This window comes from Micromonospora sp. AMSO31t, assembly GCF_008868175.1.
Taxonomy (GTDB): domain Bacteria; phylum Actinomycetota; class Actinomycetes; order Mycobacteriales; family Micromonosporaceae; genus Micromonospora.
This window is the reverse complement of the sequence record NZ_WBKT01000135.1, coordinates 1-15,831: the sequence shown is the minus strand read 5'-3', so window position 1 is coordinate 15,831 and position 15,831 is coordinate 1. Positions and strand designations below refer to the sequence as shown.

The window sequence follows — 15,831 nt, the reverse complement described above, 5'->3', positions numbered from 1 at the left end:
TGGGCGGCCGCGGGTGGGAGGTGTGGAGACTCGCGAGAGGGTCAGGGGGTGGGGGTGCGTTGGGCGCCCTCGTCGAGGGCGGCCAGGATCGCCTCGGCGGTCCGCTTGCCCACCCCCGGCACCTCGGTGATCTCCTCGACCGTCGCCGCGCTGAGCCGCTTCAGCGAGCCGAAGTGCCGCAGCAGGGCCTTGCGGCGTACCTCGCCGAGGCCGGGGACGTTGTCCAGCGCCGACTCGGTCATCCGCTTCGATCGCCGCTGGCGGTGGAAGGTGATGGCGAAGCGGTGCGCCTCGTCGCGGACCCGCTGGAGCAGGTAGAGCGCCTCGGAGGTGCGCGGCAGGATGACCGGGAACTCGTCGTCGGGCAGCCAGACCTCCTCCAGCCGCTTGGCCAGCCCGCAGAGCGCCACGTCGTCGATGCCCAGCTCGGCGAGGGCCTGCGCGGCGGCCGCAACCTGCGGCGGGCCGCCGTCGACGACGACCAGCTGCGGCGGGTACGCGAACCGGCGCGGTCGCCCCGTGGTCGGGTCGATGCCGGGCCGGTCCGGGTCGCCGGCGGTCTCCTCGCCGATCTCCCCGGTCTCGGCACGCGCGTCGAGGTAGCGGGCGAAGCGCCGGCGCAGCACCTCGGACATGGCGGAGAGGTCGTCGGTGGCGCCCCGCACGATGAACCGGCGGTACTCGCTCTTGCGGGGCAGCCCGTCCTCGAAGACGACCATGCTGGCCACCACGTCGGTGCCCTGGATCTGGGAGACGTCGAAGCACTCGATGCGCAGCGGGGAGGTGCGCATCCCGAGCGATTCGGCGATCTCGTCGAGGGCCTGGCTGCGGGTGGTCAGGTCACCGGCCCGCTTGAGCTTGTGCCGGGCGAGCGCGTCCTTGGCGTTGCGCTCGACGGTCTCCAGCAGCGACCGCTTGTCGCCGCGCTGCGGCACCCGCAGCGACACCCGGCTGCCGCGCCGGGTGGAGAGCCAGTCGGCGAGCGCGTCGACGTCGCCGGGCAGCTCGGGGACGAGCAGCTCGCGGGGAACGTCGGCCTCGCCCTGCTCGCCGCCGTAGACCTGGGTGCAGAAGTGGTGCACCAGGTCGCCGGTGGTCAGCTCCTCGGTCTTCTCCACCACCCAGCCGCGCTGGCCACGGACCCGGCCGTCGCGGACGTGGAACACCTGGACCGCGGCTTCGAGGGGGTCGTCGGCGAAGGCCACCACGTCGGCGTCGGTGCCGTCGCCGAGCACCACGGTCTGCTTCTCCATGGCCCGGCGCAGCGCCGCCACGTCGTCGCGGAGCCGGGCGGCCCGCTCGAACTCGAGCTGTTCGCTGGCCTCCAGCATCTCCTTCTCGAGCCGGCGCACCATCGTGTCGGTGCGGCCCCCCATGAAGTCGCAGAAGCCGTTGACGATCTCCCGGTGCCCCTCGGCGGTGACGCTGCCGACGCAGGGCGCGGAGCACTTGCCGATGTAGCCGAGCAGGCAGGGCCGGCCGACCTGGCCGGCCCGCTTGAACACCCCGGAGGAGCAGGTCCGCGCCGGGAAGACGCGCAGCAGCAGGTCCAGCGTCTCGCGGATGGCCCAGGCGTGCGAGTACGGCCCGAAGTAGCGCACCCCTTTGCGCTTGGCGCCGCGCATCACCTGCAGCCGCGGGTATTCCTCGTCGAGGGTCACCGCCAGGTAGGGGTACGACTTGTCGTCGCGGTAGCGGACGTTGAACCTCGGGTCGTACTGCTTGATCCAGGTGTATTCCTGCTGGAGCGCCTCGACCTCGGTGGCGACCGTGATCCAGTCGACCGACTCGGCGGTGAAGACCATCTGCCGGGTGCGCTGGTGCAGGTTGACCGGGTCGGCGAAGTAGGAGTTGAGCCGGCTGCGCAGGTTGCGCGCCTTGCCGACATAGATCACCCGGCCGGTGCCGTCGCGGAAGCGGTAGACCCCTGGCGACTCCGGGATGGTGCCAGGTGCGGGACGGTAGGTCGAGGGGTCAGCCACCCGCCAAGCGTAGTCCGCACCCCCGACAACCGGCCGTCGCCGCGCGTCCCCCGCCCACGAGTCGGCGGGCGGGGACGCGGCGGGACGGTCAGGCCAGGGTGATCTGCTCGCCGGTGACCTTGATGTTCTTCGGCGCGAGCGGCTTGGTCGCCGGGCCCTGCTTCACCGAGCCGTCCGTGATCGAGAACCGGCTGTTGTGGCAGGTGCAGTTGATGGTGCCGCCGTCGACGCTCGACACCGGGCAGCGCTGGTGGGTGCAGATCGGGTCGAAGGCCTTGAACACGCCGGCCTCGGGCTGCGTGATCACGACACCCTGGCTCGCGAAGACCGCCCCGCCGCCGACGGGGATGTCGGTGGTCCGGGCGAGCGGACCCTTGCTGTCCCGGTCGCCGCCCTCGGGGTCGCCGGCGTTGGTGGCGCCGGGAGGGCCGCCGCTGGTGGGGGCCGGGCCGCCGGCCGTGTCGCCCGCGTCGTCGCCGCAGGCGGTCAGCACCACGGCCGCCCCGACCGCGCCGGCGCCCGCCAGCAGGGTCCGGCGAGTCTGCCTCCCCGGCCCGGTCAGCACCTCGTCGTCACTCATGTCCGGCCTTTCTCTCGGCTGCCGCCACCCGTCGTGATCCGTGGCCTCACTTGAGGACACGAATCACTCTGGCGGACGGTTCATACTGACGCGTCACGAAATGGATATCCGAAACGGGCGGGCCATGGCCGGCCCGCCCGTCGTACCCGTCGCTCAGCGCGCTCCCGCCGGCACCTTGCGTGCCCGCGGCTTCGTCGCGACGCCGTTGGCCTTGGCCGCCCGGGTGGTGGCCGCCTTGGCGCCCTTGGCCGCGCCGTCGAGCCTGAGGATCGGCCGCAGGAACTGGCCCGTGTGGCTCTCCGGCACCTCGGCGACCTCCTCCGGCGTGCCGGTGGCGAGCACGGTGCCGCCCCGGTGCCCGCCCTCGGGGCCCATGTCGATGATCCAGTCGGCGGACTTGATCACGTCGAGGTTGTGCTCGATGGTGATCACGGTGTTGCCCTTCTCGACCAGGCCCTCGAGCACCATCAGCAGCTTGCGGATGTCCTCGAAGTGCAGGCCCGTGGTGGGCTCGTCGAGCACGTAGACGGTCCGGCCGGTGGAGCGCTTCTGCAGCTCGGAGGCGAGCTTGACACGCTGCGCCTCGCCGCCGGACAGCGTCGGCGCGGGCTGGCCGAGACGCACGTAGCCGAGGCCGACGTCGACCAGGGTCTTGAGGTGCCGGTGTATGGCCGGGATGGCGGAGAAGAACTCGGCCGCCTCCTCGATCGGCATGTCCAGGACCTCGGCGACCGTCCGGCCCTTGTAGTGCACCTCCAGGGTCTCCCGGTTGTAGCGGGCGCCCTTGCAGACCTCGCAGGGGACGTAGACGTCCGGGAGGAAGTTCATCTCGATCTTGATGGTGCCGTCGCCGGAGCACGCCTCGCAGCGCCCGCCCTTGACGTTGAACGAGAACCGCCCCGGGCCGTAGCCCCGGACCTTGGCCTCGGTGGTCTCGGCGAACAGCTTGCGGATGTGGTCCCAGACGCCGGTGTAGGTGGCCGGGTTGGAGCGCGGAGTGCGGCCGATCGGCGACTGGTCGACGCCGACGACCTTGTCGACGTGCTCCAGCCCGGTGATGCGGGTGTGCCGGCCGGGGACCAGCCGGGCGCCGTTGATCTGGTTGGCCAGCACCGCGTGCAGGATGTCGTTGACCAGCGTCGACTTGCCGGAGCCGCTGACCCCGGTGACCGCGATGAGCTGGCCGAGCGGGAAGCCCACGGTGAGGTTGCGCAGGTTGTGCTCGCGCGCCCCGTGCACCACCAGCTCGCGGTCCGGGGTCTGCGGCCGGCGGACGGCCGGCGTCGGGATCGACCTGCGCCCCGACAGGTACGCCCCGGTGACCGACTCCTCGTTCTCCAGCAGGGCCGGCACCGACCCGCTGTGCACGATCTTGCCGCCGTGCTCGCCGGCGCCGGGGCCGATGTCGACGATCCAGTCGGCGACCCGGATGGTGTCCTCGTCGTGCTCGACCACGATGAGGGTGTTGCCCAGCCCGCGCAGCCGCAGCAGGGTCTCGATCAGCCGGTGGTTGTCCCGCTGGTGCAGGCCGATGGAGGGCTCGTCCAGCACGTAGAGCACGCCGACCAGGCCGGAGCCGATCTGGGTGGCGAGCCGGATGCGCTGCGCCTCGCCGCCGGAGAGGGTGCCGGCCGGGCGGTCCAGCGAGAGGTAGTCGAGGCCGACGTCGAGCAGGAACTTCAGCCGGGCGTTGATCTCCTTGAGCACGCGCTCGGCGATCATCTTCTGCCGGTCGGTCAGCTCGATGCCGGCGAGCAGGTCGGCGGCCTCGCCGACGGAGAGGTTGCAGACCTCGGCGATGCTCTTGCCGGCCAGGGTGACCGCGAGCACCTCGGGCTTGAGCCGGGTGCCGCCGCAGGCCGCGCAGGGCACGTCGCGCATGTAGCCCTCGTACTTGTCGCGCGACCACTCCGACTCGGTGTCGGTGTGCCGCCGCTCGATCCACTGCACCACGCCCTCGAAGCCGGTGTAGTAGGAGCGCTCGCGGCCGTACTTGTTGCGGTAGCGGACGTGCACCTGGTCGTCGGAGCCGTGCAGGATCGTCTTCTGCGCGCGGGACGGCAGCGCCCGCCAGGGGGTGTCGACGTCGAAGTGCTCGGCCTCGCCGAGCGCCTCCAGCAGGCGCAGGAAGTATTCGAGGTTGTGGCCGGTCGCCCAGGGCTGGATGGCGCCCTCGCGCAGGGTGCGCTCCGGGTCCGGGATCACCAGCTCGGGGTCGACCTCCTTCTTGGTGCCCAGGCCGGTGCACTCCGGGCAGGCGCCGTAGGGCGCGTTGAAGGAGAAGACCCGGGGCTCCAGGTCCTCGATGGCCAGGGGGTGGTCGTTGGGGCAGGCCAGGTGCTCGGAGTAGCGGCGCTCCCGGGCCGGGTCGTCCTCGGCCAGGTCGACGAAGTCGAGCAGCACCAGGCCGCCGGAGAGGCCGAGCGCCGCCTCGACCGAGTCGGTCAGCCGCTGCTTGGCGCTGGTCTTGACGCTGAGCCGGTCGATGACCACCTCGATGGTGTGCTTCTCCTGCTTCTTGAGCTTGGGCGGCTCGGTCAGCGGGTGCACCACGCCGTCGACCCGGGCCCGGGCGTAGCCCTTGGCCTGGAGCTCGGCGAAGAGGTCGACGTATTCGCCCTTGCGGCCGCGCACGACCGGGGCGAGCACCATGAACCGGGTGCCCTCGGCCATCGCGAGGACCCGGTCGACGATCTGCTGCGGGCTCTGCTTGGAGATGCGCTCGCCACAGATCGGGCAGTGCGGCTCGCCGATGCGGGCGAAGAGCAGGCGGAGGTAGTCGTAGACCTCGGTGATGGTGCCGACGGTGGAGCGCGGGTTGCGCGAGGTGGACTTCTGGTCGATGGAGACCGCCGGGCTGAGGCCCTCGATGAAGTCGACGTCGGGCTTGTCCATCTGGCCGAGGAACTGCCGGGCGTACGACGAGAGCGACTCGACGTAGCGGCGCTGGCCCTCGGCGAAGATGGTGTCGAACGCCAGGCTCGACTTGCCCGAACCGGAGAGCCCGGTGAAGACGATCAGGGCGTCCCGGGGCAGGTCGAGACTGACGTCACGCAGGTTGTGCTCGCGCGCGCCACGGATGATCAGTCGGTCGGCCACGGTGCGTGTGCTCCCGGAAGAAGATTGTGAGGCGGATCTGTCCGCCCGACGCGGGGTCTGAGCGGTTTTCGAGGGTTGTCGAGGCGCAGGGAAGACGCCTCGGCAACTCTAGCCCCGAGGTATGACAACTTCCGTCGCGTGGACATTCCCCCAGTTCAGAGCGGTCGGGCGGACACCGGCGCGGCCCGCCCGACCGACCCCGGCACGGTCTAGAGTCCCCCGGGTCCGGGCGGGGTCGCCGGACGCCCGGTCCGCCGCCGGCCACCGCGCCAGCTGCCCCGCCGCTCGGCGGCCAGCCGGACCTCCCGGCGCCGGCTCTCGTACGCCACCTCGCGCTGCAGCCGCCGCCAGTTCTCCCAGCGCCGGACGGGCAGCTCGCCGGTCTCCAGCGCCGCCCGCACCGCGCACGCCGGCTCGGCCTCGTGGGCGCAGTCGCCGTACCGGCAGTCGGCGGCCAGCTCGGCGATGTCGGCGAACGCCCGGTCCAGGCCGACCGAGCCGTCCAACAGGCCGACGGCCCGCACGCCCGGGGTGTCCAGCACCGCTCCCCCGCCGGGGATCGACACCAGCGCCCGCCAGGTGGTGGTGTGCCGGCCCTTGCCGTCGGACCGCCGGATCGCCTGGGTGCGCATCACGTCGGCCCCGGCCAGGGCGTTGACCAGGCTCGACTTGCCGGCGCCGGACGGCCCGAGCAGGCCGAGGGTGCGCCCCGGCGCGACGTACGGGCGCAGCGGGTCCAGCCCGGTGCCCCGCTCGGCGCTGACCGGCAGCACCGGCACCCCGGGCGCCAGGGCGGCGAGCTGCCGCGCCACGGCCGCCGGGTCGGGGGCCAGGTCGGCCTTGGTGAGCACGACGAGCGGCTCGGCGCCGGACTCGTGCGCCAGGGAGAGCAGCCGTTCGATGCGGGCGGCGTCCGGCGCGGGGTGCACCGGCTCGACCACCGCGGCGGCGTCGAGGTTGGCGGCCAGCACCTGCCCGCTGGCGTCCTTGCCGGCGGTGCGCCGGATCAGCGCGGTGCGGCGGGGCAGCACCGTCTCCACGGTGACCGGCCCGTCCGGCCACGAGGCCAGCAGGACCCAGTCGCCGGCGCAGGGCAGCGCGGTCAGGTCGCGGGCCGCGGCGGCCAGCAGGCCGCCGCCCAGGGTGGCCCGGACGGGCCCCTCCGGGCACAGCACGGTGCAGACGCCGCGGTCCACGCGGGCCACCCGGCCCGGCCGGCGGTCAGTGCGTCGATTCGGGTACGCCGCCCGGTCGGCGTCCCAGCCGAGGGCGGTCAGGTCGATGGTCATGTGTCCTCATCGGTGTCGAGGGGGTTCCTGGCGGATCACGGGTGCTACGACCGGCATGCTCACCACCACCTCCGCTCCGACTCCCGGTGCCACGCCCTACGACGGCGTCAGCTCGGCGCGGTCTGACGCCGCGCACCGACCTGAAGCCGTCGGCCCCGACCGTAGAGGGCCCGCCGACGCGCCGAAAGCGATTTCCCCGGCGACGCGACGGCGGCCTACCGCTAGGGTCGGTGCGTGAGCGCAGAGGTGACGGCATGACGAGCGACCCCCTCCTGCTGACCGGCGAGCTGGACGAGGCGACCGCCCGGCTGCTGCGTACCGTGGCCGCCCTGGCCGCCCACGACGTGGCCGCGCCGTCGCTGCTGCCGGGCTGGACGCGCGGGCACGTCCTGACCCACCTGGCCCGCAACGGCGACGCTTTCGTCAACCTGCTGACCTCCGCCCGCACCGGCGAGGCGATCCCGATGTACGCCAGCCCCGAGGCCCGGTCGGCCGACATCGAGGCCGGCGCGGGCCGCGGGCCGGCCGACCTCATGGACGACCTGCGCCGCAGCTCGCAGCGGTTCACCGCGGCGGTCGCCGAGATGCCGGTGGAGGCGTGGGGCGCCACCGTGCAGACCCGGCGCGGCCCGTGGCCGGCGGCGATGCTGGTCTGGGGCCGGCTGCGTGAGGTCGAGGTGCACCACGTCGACCTGGGGGCCGGCTACCGGCCCGCCGACTGGCCGGACGCCTTCGCCCAGCGGCTGCTGCACGAGGTGGTGGCCGGCCTCGCGGGCAACCCGGAGGCGCCGGCCATGGTGCTGCGCTTCGACGGCGTCCGCCAGGAACTCGTCGTGGGTGACCCCGAGGGGGCGCCCACCGTCACCGGCCCCGCGCCGGAACTCGCCGCCTGGCTGACCGGCCGCAGCGCGGGCGAGGTGCTCACCGTCACTCCCGACGGTCCCCTGCCGACTCCACCGGAATGGATCTGAACACCGTCATGACCTACAGCGGAGACGTCACGCCCGGCGGTGCGCCGGCCGTGCGCGAGCTCGACCGGCTCACCATCACGAAGGTGTCGGTGGGCCCCATGGACAACAACGCCTACCTGCTGCGCTGCCGGGAGACCGGCGAGCAGGTGCTGATCGACGCCGCGAACGAGGCGCCCCGCCTGCTCGACCTGTTCGGTGGCGACGGGCTGGCCGCGGTGGTCACCACCCACCGGCACATGGACCACTGGGTCGCCCTGGAGGAGGTGGTCGCCAAGACCGGCGCCCGCCCGCTGGTGCACGCCGACGACGCCGAGGGGCTGCCGATCGACGCCGGGCCGCTGCACGAGGGCGACACGGTCCCGGTCGGCGACTGCGCGCTGGAGGTGATCCACGTCAAGGGGCACACGCCGGGTTCGATCGCGCTGCTCTACCGCGACCCGTCCGGCGTGCCGCACCTGTTCACCGGGGACTCGCTCTTCCCCGGCGGGGTCGGCAACACCGAGCACGACCCGGAGCGGTTCGGCCAGCTCATCGACGACGTGGAGCGGAAGCTCTTCGACCGGCTGCCCGACGAGACCTGGTTCTACCCGGGCCACGGCAAGGACAGCACGCTCGGCGCCGAGCGCCCGGCGCTGCCGCAGTGGCGGGCCCGGGGCTGGTGAGCCCGGCGGGCCGGCGGGGCCGGCCCGCTCAGCCCGCGTCGGCGGCGGTCACCGCGCGGAGCCGGTGCCGGGTGCCGAGCAGCACCGGCCCGGCGAGCAGCAGGCCGACCGCCATGGTGAGCACGGTCGGGTTCGGCGCGCCGGGCAGCAGCCCGGTCAACGTCCGCGCCGTGATGCCGAGGGCCACGTAGAGGCCGGCCCAGAGCGTCGCGCCGAGCGTGGCGCTGATCGCGAACCTCCGGTAGGACATCCGCAGGCCGCCGGCGGCCAGCGGCAGCAGTGCATTGAACACCGGCAGGAACGGCGCCACCAGCACCATCCGCCCGCCGCCCCGGCGCAGCAGCGCCTCCGCGGCCGCCCAGCGCGGCTCGCCGATCCAGTCTCCGAGCCGGCTGCGGCGCAGCCGCTCGCCCCAGCGCCGCCCGGCCAGGAAGCTCAACGACCAGCCGGCGAGGCACCCCGCCACCACCGCCACGACGGTCGCCAGCCCGGTCGCGGGCCGGCCCGCGCCGACCGCGGCGAGAACCGCGGCGTCGCCGGGGACCAGCACCCCGAGCAGGGGTACGGCGTCGGCGAGCATCACCATGCCCAGCATCCCCATGAGCAGGGTGGTGGGCAGCTCCCCGACCTGGGCCAGCAGATCCGTCATGCTCCGTACGCTAGGGCCCCGGGGCGACCCGGCACATCGGGTTTGATCCCCACCGGTCCCCCGAGTCCGGCTCGGGGATGATCCCTGAGGGTCAGCGGGGGCGGAGCACCTGGACCCGGCGGACCGGGGAGTCCACCGAGGGTTCGGTGACGGGCACCGGGTAGGCCGCCACCGTTTCCAGCCGGTCCGGCGGCAGGTGTCCGCGGTCGGGGTCGCCGACCAGCACCTGGACGCCGCGGTCGGCGGCCCGTTGCAGGTACGGCAGCACCCGCGCGGCCAGCGCGGCGTCGTAGAGGACGTCCCCGGCCAGCACGAGGTCGGCGCTGGCGGTGCCGTCGAGCAGGTCGTCCCCGGTGGCGGCCACCGTGACCCGGTTGGCGCGGGCGTTGACGGTCACGGCCGCCACCGCCCAGGGGTCGACGTCGTTGGCGACCACCCGGTCGGCGCCGGCGAGCGCGGCGGCGATGGCGACCAGCCCGGATCCGGCGGCCAGGTCGAGCACCCGCCGTCCGGCGGCCAGTTCGGGGTGGTCGAGCAGGTGCCGAGCGAGCGCCTGGCCGCCGGCCCAGACGGAGGCCCAGTACGGCGGCGGCAGCGAGCGGCCGGCCGCCGCCTCCATCCGGGCCCACCAGAGGATGGCGTCCTCGGCGAGGTGCAGGCGCACCTCCGGCACGAACGGCGCGTCGACCAGCCGGAGCCGGTCCAGGCCGTCGCCGGGCACCGCGATCTCCCGTTCCAGGTCGGCCAGCGCCGTCGGTGTCCTCACCGGGGCTAGCATGCCCCTCGCCGCCCGGGGCCGGAGGGATTTTCCCGCTGGCGGCGTAATCGTGGGCCACGCCGGCACTTCCGCCAGCGGATCGCGGTTCGGGCGGTTACTGTCGGGAAGGTAAAGGGCGATCACCGGCGGCGACCGGTGTTCACCCGCATTGAACAGGGAGAGACGCATGGCAACCGGCACGGTCAAGTGGTTCAACTCGGAAAAGGGCTTCGGCTTCATCGAGCAGGACGGCGGGGGTCCGGACGTGTTCGTCCACTACTCGGCCATTCAATCCAGCGGCTACCGCGAGCTGAACGAGGGCCAGAAGGTCGAGTTCGAGGTGACCCAGGGGCAGAAGGGTCCGCAGGCGGACAACGTCCGCCCGATGTAGCTTCGTGCCGGTGGCGGCGGTCGGTTGTCCGACCGCCGCCGCAGCGCATTCTCAGGCGGGCCCGGCCGGCAGGTCACGGCGCCGCCGCAGCGGCCCGGCCAGCAGGATGAGCGGCGTCAACGCGAGCCAGGCCGTCATCACGCGGATCGCCCCGGCCGGGCCCCAGGCCGCGCCCAGCGCGCCGGCCAGCAGGGCGGCGAGCGGGATGGTGCCGTAGTTGAGCAGCTGCATGCTCACGGTGACCCGCCCGAGCAGCCCGTGCGGCGTGTAGGTCTGCCGGAAGCTGCCCTTCACCACGTTGCCCACGGCGACGCCCAGGCTCACCAGCGCGCCGCCGAGCACCAGCCAGCCCACCCGGCCGCCCGGGCCGGCCAGCGGGATGAGCAGCGCGGGCGGTCCGGTGAGCCCGCCCGCGAGGAGCAGGGCGCGGGCCGAGCCGAACCGCCGCGCGAGCCCGGTGGCCAGGGCGGCGCCGAGGAGCCCGCCCACGCTGGCCAGTCCGATGAGGAGCCCGACCAGCCCGGCGGGCAGTTCGGCGGAGCGGACCAGGAAGACGACGAGCACGGCCTGGTAGCCGCTGAGCCCGATGTTGCTGGCCGCGCCGAAGACCGTCAGCACCCGCAGGTACGGGTCGCGGATGACGAAGCGCAGCCCGTCGCCCACCTCCCGGCGCAGCGAGGACGACCCGGCGGGGCGGTCCGGGCGGGGCTCGACGGCCCGGATGCGGCTCAGGCACACGGCGGAGACCAGGAAGCTGACCGCGTCGAGCAGGACCGCGGTGACCGCGCCGGCGAGTTGGGCGATGAGGCCGGCCAGTCCGGGGCCGACGAGGTAGCTCGCGGTCTGCGTGGCGTGCAGCTTGGCGTTGCCCTCCGGCACCTGCCCGGGGCGCAGCAGGGTGGGCAGGTAGACCTGGTCGGCGGTCTCGAAGAACACCCGGGCGAGGCCGGCGCCGAGGGCGACGACCAGGAGCTGGCCGACGGTGAGCAGGTCGAGCAGGGCGGCGACCGGGACGCTGGCGAACAGCGCCGCCGAGGCCAGGTCGGCGGCGATCATCACGGGCCGGCGGCGGACCCGGTCGACCCACGCGCCGGCGGGCAGGCCGGCCAGCAGCCAGGGCAGCCAGGCCGCCGCCGTGAGCACGGCCACCTGGAAGGTGGTCGCGTCGAGCACGGCGACCGCGACCAGCGGCAGGGCCACGGCGGTGACGTTGCTGCCGACGGCGCTGACCGTCTGCCCGGCCCAGAGCAGCCGGAAGTCGCGGTGCCGGAGCAGGCCGCCGCGCGGGCGGGGTGCGGCGTCCGGCGCGGTCGTGCGGACCGGCGCGGTCACGGCTGGCCCGGCACGCCGTGCGCGAACAGGAAGACCGGCTCGCGCCGCTGCCCGTCGTCCGGGTCGGGGCGGTCGGCCCAGCGGGCGAAGAGGTCGGTGACCTCCTGGCTGAGCTGTGCCAGCTCCGCGGGGGTCAGGTGCAGCCACTTGTCGGTGCTGAACGGGCCGTCGCCCCAGGCGGCGTGGGCCTCGTCGGGAGCGGCGTGCCAGGCCCGGACCAGGGCGGCGTGCCGGTCGAGGTTCAGCGAGCTGGCCGCGTCGGCCACGGCGCGGGCGGCGGGGTCGGCGTCGAAGTCCGTGTTGGACCAGCGGACCCCCCGGTCGCGGAGCCGCCACCAGCGTTCCCGGCGGTCCCGGGCCAGTTCGGGCGCCTCCAGCACCAGGTCGGCGGCGGCGAGCACCTTGAGGTGGTGGCTGACGTTGGCCGGCGCCTGGCCGGTGCGCTCGGCGAGCTGGCCGACGGTGCACGAGCCGTACACCTTGAGGACGTCCATGAGGCGGCGCCGCAGCGGATGGGCGAGCGCGGCGAGGACGCGGGAGTCGGTGACGTGCCGGACGGTGGGCTGTTCCATGCGGAGAGCGTGACATCCGCAAGAGATGTTGCGCAATACTTGTTGCCGAACTTTCGGGTCGGCGTGGTCCGGGACCGCGGCGCGGCACTCGCCGCGGGGCCGGACCGGATCAGGCGGTCAGTCGCCGGGACAGCTCGTCGGCGACGTCGCGGGCGATCTGCGGCGGGATCGCCTCGGCGATCTTCTCGGGCGGCAGCCCGGCGAGGACCCCGCTGACGATCTCCTGCTCGTCGGTGAAGTCCCGGTTGGACAAGGCGTCTACCTTCGCCACCAGCGCCGGCCAGGCCCGCACCATGGTCAGCATCTGCTGCAGCGGCGAGTTCGCCAGGGGTGGGTTGACCAGACCCGTCGTGTTGGCCGGCGAGATGAGCCAGTTGCGCAGGTTCTCGAGGTCGGCCAGGACATCGCCGACGGTGCGGTTGGGGGCTCCGGTGTTTCTCACGAGCTTGTCGGTCTGCTCCATGTCGGGCTCCGGTTTCGGTGGGGCGATCAGGCCGATCGCGGTGAGGTAGCGACGGAACAGGGGGGTCTGGTCCCGGCCCGCCTTCGTCGAGTCGCGGAAGAAGCTGACGTGGGTGTGGAACAGGTGACTGTTGTCCCCGGTGGTGCGCTTGCCCAGCCGGTCCCACCGCTTCACGGTCGTGCCGTCCGGGGAGTAGATGACCTCCCGGATGTCCCGGGCGTCCGCGGCGCCCGCGACGCACTGCGACACCAACCAGGTGGAGAAGGTACGCAGGTTGTGCGTGCCGCCGCCGGACGTCACCGAGAACATCCCGACGTCCAGCGCGGACGCGTGCAGGGTCAGGCCGGAGGAGTCCCGGGGTGACTCCACCACCGAGTAGTCCCGGGCCACCACCCGGTCGGACCCGCAGTGGTAGCCACCCCGGTGGTTGGGGTCGCCGACGATACCGACCTCGGCCGGTTCCAGGTCCTGACTCCGTACGGTGTTCTTGTCGACGTTGAGGTGGGCGAGCAGCAGGTTGCGGACGGCCAACAGGTTCGCCGGAGCCGACGTCATGGGATCTCCCCTCCGGATCGATGGCCGGCGGGGCACGACGATCACTACGCGTGAGTGCGCACGATCCGGGGACGCGCCCCGCCGGGTAACTGCACGGCACCGGGCACTTGCACCGAGGATATCCACACTGGGAGGTGAATGCCCAGCTCACAGCACCATCTGGAACTTAGGGGGCGACTGTGGACGGCACCGGCACCATCGGCAGCAGCAAGGCCGAAGGATGCTCGGGATCGTGCAGGATCTCCCGCCAGCCAGCACGAAGAGTGACGGCGGTGCCGAGCGGCTCGCCGGTGCCCGGGTTCCGCGCGTAGCGCGGGTGGGCGCCGCCGGAGACCTGGACGCGGAGCCGGTGCCCCGGCGCGAACCGGTGCGCGGCCGGCCAGAGGGTGACCGGCACCCGGACCACACCGGACGCATCGCGCGGGAAGCGTCCGGGCGCCACCCGGACCAGGCCGTCGCAGACGTTCCAGGACCGCCCCCGCCGGTCCACGTCGCAGAGCCGGACGAAGACGTCCAGGTAGGACAGCTCGCTGCGGACGTGGATCTCGGCGCGCACCGGGCCGACCACGTCGGCCGGCCCGTCCAGCGGCGCGCTGGTGTAGGTCAGCACGTCCGGCCGGGCCTCCACCGGCCGGTTGTCCACGGCACCGGCCCGCTGGGCGACCAGCAGCGGGCCGCCGAGCGACGGCGTGGGGTCGGCCGGGTCGTAGAAGACCCGGTCCGGTGCGGAGCCGGCGGGCGGCGCCGGGGCGAGCACCCGGCCGGCGTGCAGGTGCCAGCGGGTCGACTCGGCCGGCGGGGGCCAGTCGGGCAGGTCACGCCAGCCGCCGCCGGCACCGCCGACGTGCACCCGGACCGGCGCGCGGCCCGGCCCCGGGTGCCCGGCCAGGTGCTCGTCGAGCCAGTCGAGCCCCTCTCGCAGGGCCGCCACGAGAAGCCCGGGGCTGCCGTGGGTCCACGGGCCGATCGTCAGCCGGGGGCGGGCGCCGGCCGCCCGGAGCCGCGCGTAGTCGTCGAGCTGGGCGGGGAGGAAGATGTCCTGCCAGCCGCTCACCATGGCCACCGGGGCGCGGACCTCGGCGATCCGGTCGCCGAAGATCCGGGTCCGCCAGTAGTCGGCGTCCGGCGTGTGGTGGCGCAGCCACTCCTGGAAGAACGGCACGGTCGCCCCGGTGGCGACCCGGTCCGCCTCGGCCAGCGGCAGGTGGGCCAGCGCCCGGGTGAGCCGGGGCTGCCCGCGCTTGAGCTCCCACTGCCGGGCCAGCCAGGGCACGGTCTGCGCCTGGAGCAGCTCCGCCCAGGTGAGGACCGTGTCGAGCGCGAACGACTCCCCCGCGTACGTCGAGTCGCGGGTGGCCGAGGCGGTGACGACGGCGACCATGGCGCGCAGCTCGTCGGCCGCCTCGGCGGCGAGCGCCCACTGCACGAAGCCCTGGTAGCTGGCGCCGAACATGCCGAACGCGCCGGTCCACCAGGGCTGCCGGCGCAGCCAGTCGAGGGTGTCCAGGCCGTCGTCGCGCTCGTGCACCAGCGGGGCGAACTCGCCGCCGGAGCCGTACGTGCCCCGGCAGGACTGGATCACCACGTGGTAGCCGCGTTCGGCCACGAGGCGGCCGAGCAACCGGACGGGACCACCCCGCCCGTACGGGGTGCGGATCAGCACGCAGGCCGCCCCGGGCAGGTCGGGGGCGTAGTGGTCGGTGCGCAGCGTCACCCCGTCGCGGACCCGGACCGGGAGGTCCCGGGTGACCGTGATCCGCCGGGTCCGGGCGGCGGGCAGGCGCAGCGCCGCCGCGGCGAGCCGGGTGAGGACGCCCTGCACGCTCAGTCCGCGGCGGGTTCCGGCGCGCCCCGCCCGGGCTCGCCCCGGGCCGCGCGTACGGCGTCGCGGTGCTCGCGCATCGAGACCACCATCTCGGCCAGGAACCGGTGCACGACGGACAGCTCGTCGTCGCTGAATCGCGCCATCACCTCGTCGGTCCGCCGGCCGAGCGGCCCGAAGAAGCTGCGGGCCAGGGTGGCGCCCCGGTCGGCGTAGTGCAGGAGGACCTTGCGCCGGTCGGCGGTGTCCCGGTCGCGGCGGATGTGGCCGCCCCGCTCGAGCCGGTCGACGAGCGCGGTCACCGAGCCGGAGGAGAGGTTGAGCGCCTCGCCCAACCGTCCGGGGGTGATCGGGTCGCCGAGCAGCTCGGCGTCCATCACCGCGATGAGGGCGTGCAGGTCGGTGGCGTTGAGACCGTGCAGGCCGGCGAAGGCGTGCCCGATGTGCTGCGCGTCCACCGAGTAGCGGCGCAGGTCGTTGGTGATGTCCGCGATCATCCGCTCGCGCGGGTCGTCCCGCCGCCGGTACATGCTCTGCGCTGCCACGTCTCGCCGCTACCCCCTGCCCGAACCGTCCGGTTGCAGCATAGGACCTCCGCCGATAATCTCGCTCATCAAGATACTTGGTAAACGAGATTCGTCGCCGCAACGATCACGTGAGGGCACCCCGATGTCACTGTTCACCCGCGTCGCCCGGGGCCGGCTGGC

The 15,831-nt window shown here is 73.8% G+C and carries 14 protein-coding genes; 3 read left to right on the top strand and 11 right to left on the bottom strand.

The features are described 5' to 3' along the window. Positions 1 to 41: 41 nt before the first annotated feature. From uvrC to rsgA, 4 genes are all read right to left on the bottom strand, one after another. Positions 42 to 1,982 carry an excinuclease ABC subunit UvrC gene (gene uvrC / locus F8274_RS23860; protein ID WP_151464604.1) on the bottom strand — a complete coding sequence of 647 codons (1,941 nt, stop codon included), beginning with the start codon at positions 1,980 to 1,982 and terminating at the stop codon, positions 42 to 44. Between the two features lie 88 nt (positions 1,983 to 2,070). Further along, on the bottom strand, positions 2,071 to 2,562 hold the full coding sequence (locus tag F8274_RS23855) for a Rieske (2Fe-2S) protein (RefSeq protein ID WP_151464603.1): 492 nt from the start codon (positions 2,560 to 2,562) through the stop codon (positions 2,071 to 2,073). A 153-nt stretch (positions 2,563 to 2,715) separates the two neighbouring features. Next, entirely contained in the window at positions 2,716 to 5,661 is a 2,946-nt protein-coding gene (gene uvrA / locus F8274_RS23850) for an excinuclease ABC subunit UvrA (RefSeq protein ID WP_151464602.1), read from the bottom strand. A gap of 209 nt (positions 5,662 to 5,870) precedes the next feature. Further along, complete coding sequence (gene rsgA / locus F8274_RS23845) at positions 5,871 to 6,950, bottom strand: ribosome small subunit-dependent GTPase A (protein WP_151464601.1); 1,080 nt, start codon at positions 6,948 to 6,950, stop codon at positions 5,871 to 5,873. A gap of 254 nt (positions 6,951 to 7,204) precedes the next feature. Here rsgA and F8274_RS23840 point away from each other — a divergent pair, with 254 nt between their 5' ends. Beyond that, positions 7,205 to 7,921, top strand: a complete 717-nt coding sequence (locus tag F8274_RS23840) for a maleylpyruvate isomerase family mycothiol-dependent enzyme (RefSeq protein ID WP_151464600.1) — start codon at positions 7,205 to 7,207, stop codon at positions 7,919 to 7,921. Positions 7,922 to 7,929: 8 nt separating this feature from the next. Then, the gene (locus tag F8274_RS23835; RefSeq protein WP_151464599.1) at positions 7,930 to 8,583 is read left to right on the top strand and encodes an MBL fold metallo-hydrolase; all 654 of its coding nucleotides are present in this window, start codon (positions 7,930 to 7,932) and stop codon (positions 8,581 to 8,583) included. Between the two features lie 28 nt (positions 8,584 to 8,611). Here the strand turns inward: F8274_RS23835 and F8274_RS23830 are convergent, their stop codons facing one another. Together F8274_RS23830 and F8274_RS23825 are read right to left on the bottom strand one after the other, a co-directional pair. Further along, on the bottom strand, positions 8,612 to 9,232 hold the full coding sequence (locus F8274_RS23830; protein WP_151464598.1) for a DedA family protein: 621 nt from the start codon (positions 9,230 to 9,232) through the stop codon (positions 8,612 to 8,614). A gap of 91 nt (positions 9,233 to 9,323) precedes the next feature. Beyond that, complete coding sequence (locus F8274_RS23825) at positions 9,324 to 10,010, bottom strand: methyltransferase (RefSeq protein WP_151464597.1); 687 nt, start codon at positions 10,008 to 10,010, stop codon at positions 9,324 to 9,326. A gap of 166 nt (positions 10,011 to 10,176) precedes the next feature. On the opposite strand from F8274_RS23825, the gene F8274_RS23820 reads away from it, so the two are divergent. After that, complete coding sequence (locus F8274_RS23820; RefSeq protein WP_013287480.1) at positions 10,177 to 10,380, top strand: cold-shock protein; 204 nt, start codon at positions 10,177 to 10,179, stop codon at positions 10,378 to 10,380. 51 nt (positions 10,381 to 10,431) lie between these two features. Here the strand turns inward: F8274_RS23820 and F8274_RS23815 are convergent, their stop codons facing one another. From F8274_RS23815 to F8274_RS23795, 5 genes are all read right to left on the bottom strand, one after another. Continuing rightward, positions 10,432 to 11,712: an MFS transporter gene (locus tag F8274_RS23815; RefSeq protein ID WP_151464596.1), complete on the bottom strand. Its 1,281-nt coding sequence runs from the start codon at positions 11,710 to 11,712 to the stop codon at positions 10,432 to 10,434. Beyond that, positions 11,709 to 12,284 (bottom strand): helix-turn-helix transcriptional regulator, encoded by a 576-nt coding sequence (locus F8274_RS23810; RefSeq protein ID WP_151464595.1) that lies wholly within the window; start codon positions 12,282 to 12,284, stop codon positions 11,709 to 11,711. Before F8274_RS23810 ends, F8274_RS23815 begins: the two co-directional genes overlap by 4 nt. A gap of 109 nt (positions 12,285 to 12,393) precedes the next feature. Next, positions 12,394 to 13,302 (bottom strand): hypothetical protein, encoded by a 909-nt coding sequence (locus F8274_RS23805; RefSeq protein ID WP_151464594.1) that lies wholly within the window; start codon positions 13,300 to 13,302, stop codon positions 12,394 to 12,396. 166 nt (positions 13,303 to 13,468) lie between these two features. Continuing rightward, positions 13,469 to 15,124 (bottom strand): CocE/NonD family hydrolase, encoded by a 1,656-nt coding sequence (locus tag F8274_RS23800; RefSeq protein ID WP_151464593.1) that lies wholly within the window; start codon positions 15,122 to 15,124, stop codon positions 13,469 to 13,471. Between the two features lie 2 nt (positions 15,125 to 15,126). After that, positions 15,127 to 15,654, bottom strand: coding sequence for a MarR family winged helix-turn-helix transcriptional regulator (locus F8274_RS23795; protein WP_151464605.1), 528 nt, complete (start codon positions 15,652 to 15,654; stop codon positions 15,127 to 15,129). Positions 15,655 to 15,831: the final 177 nt, after the last annotated feature.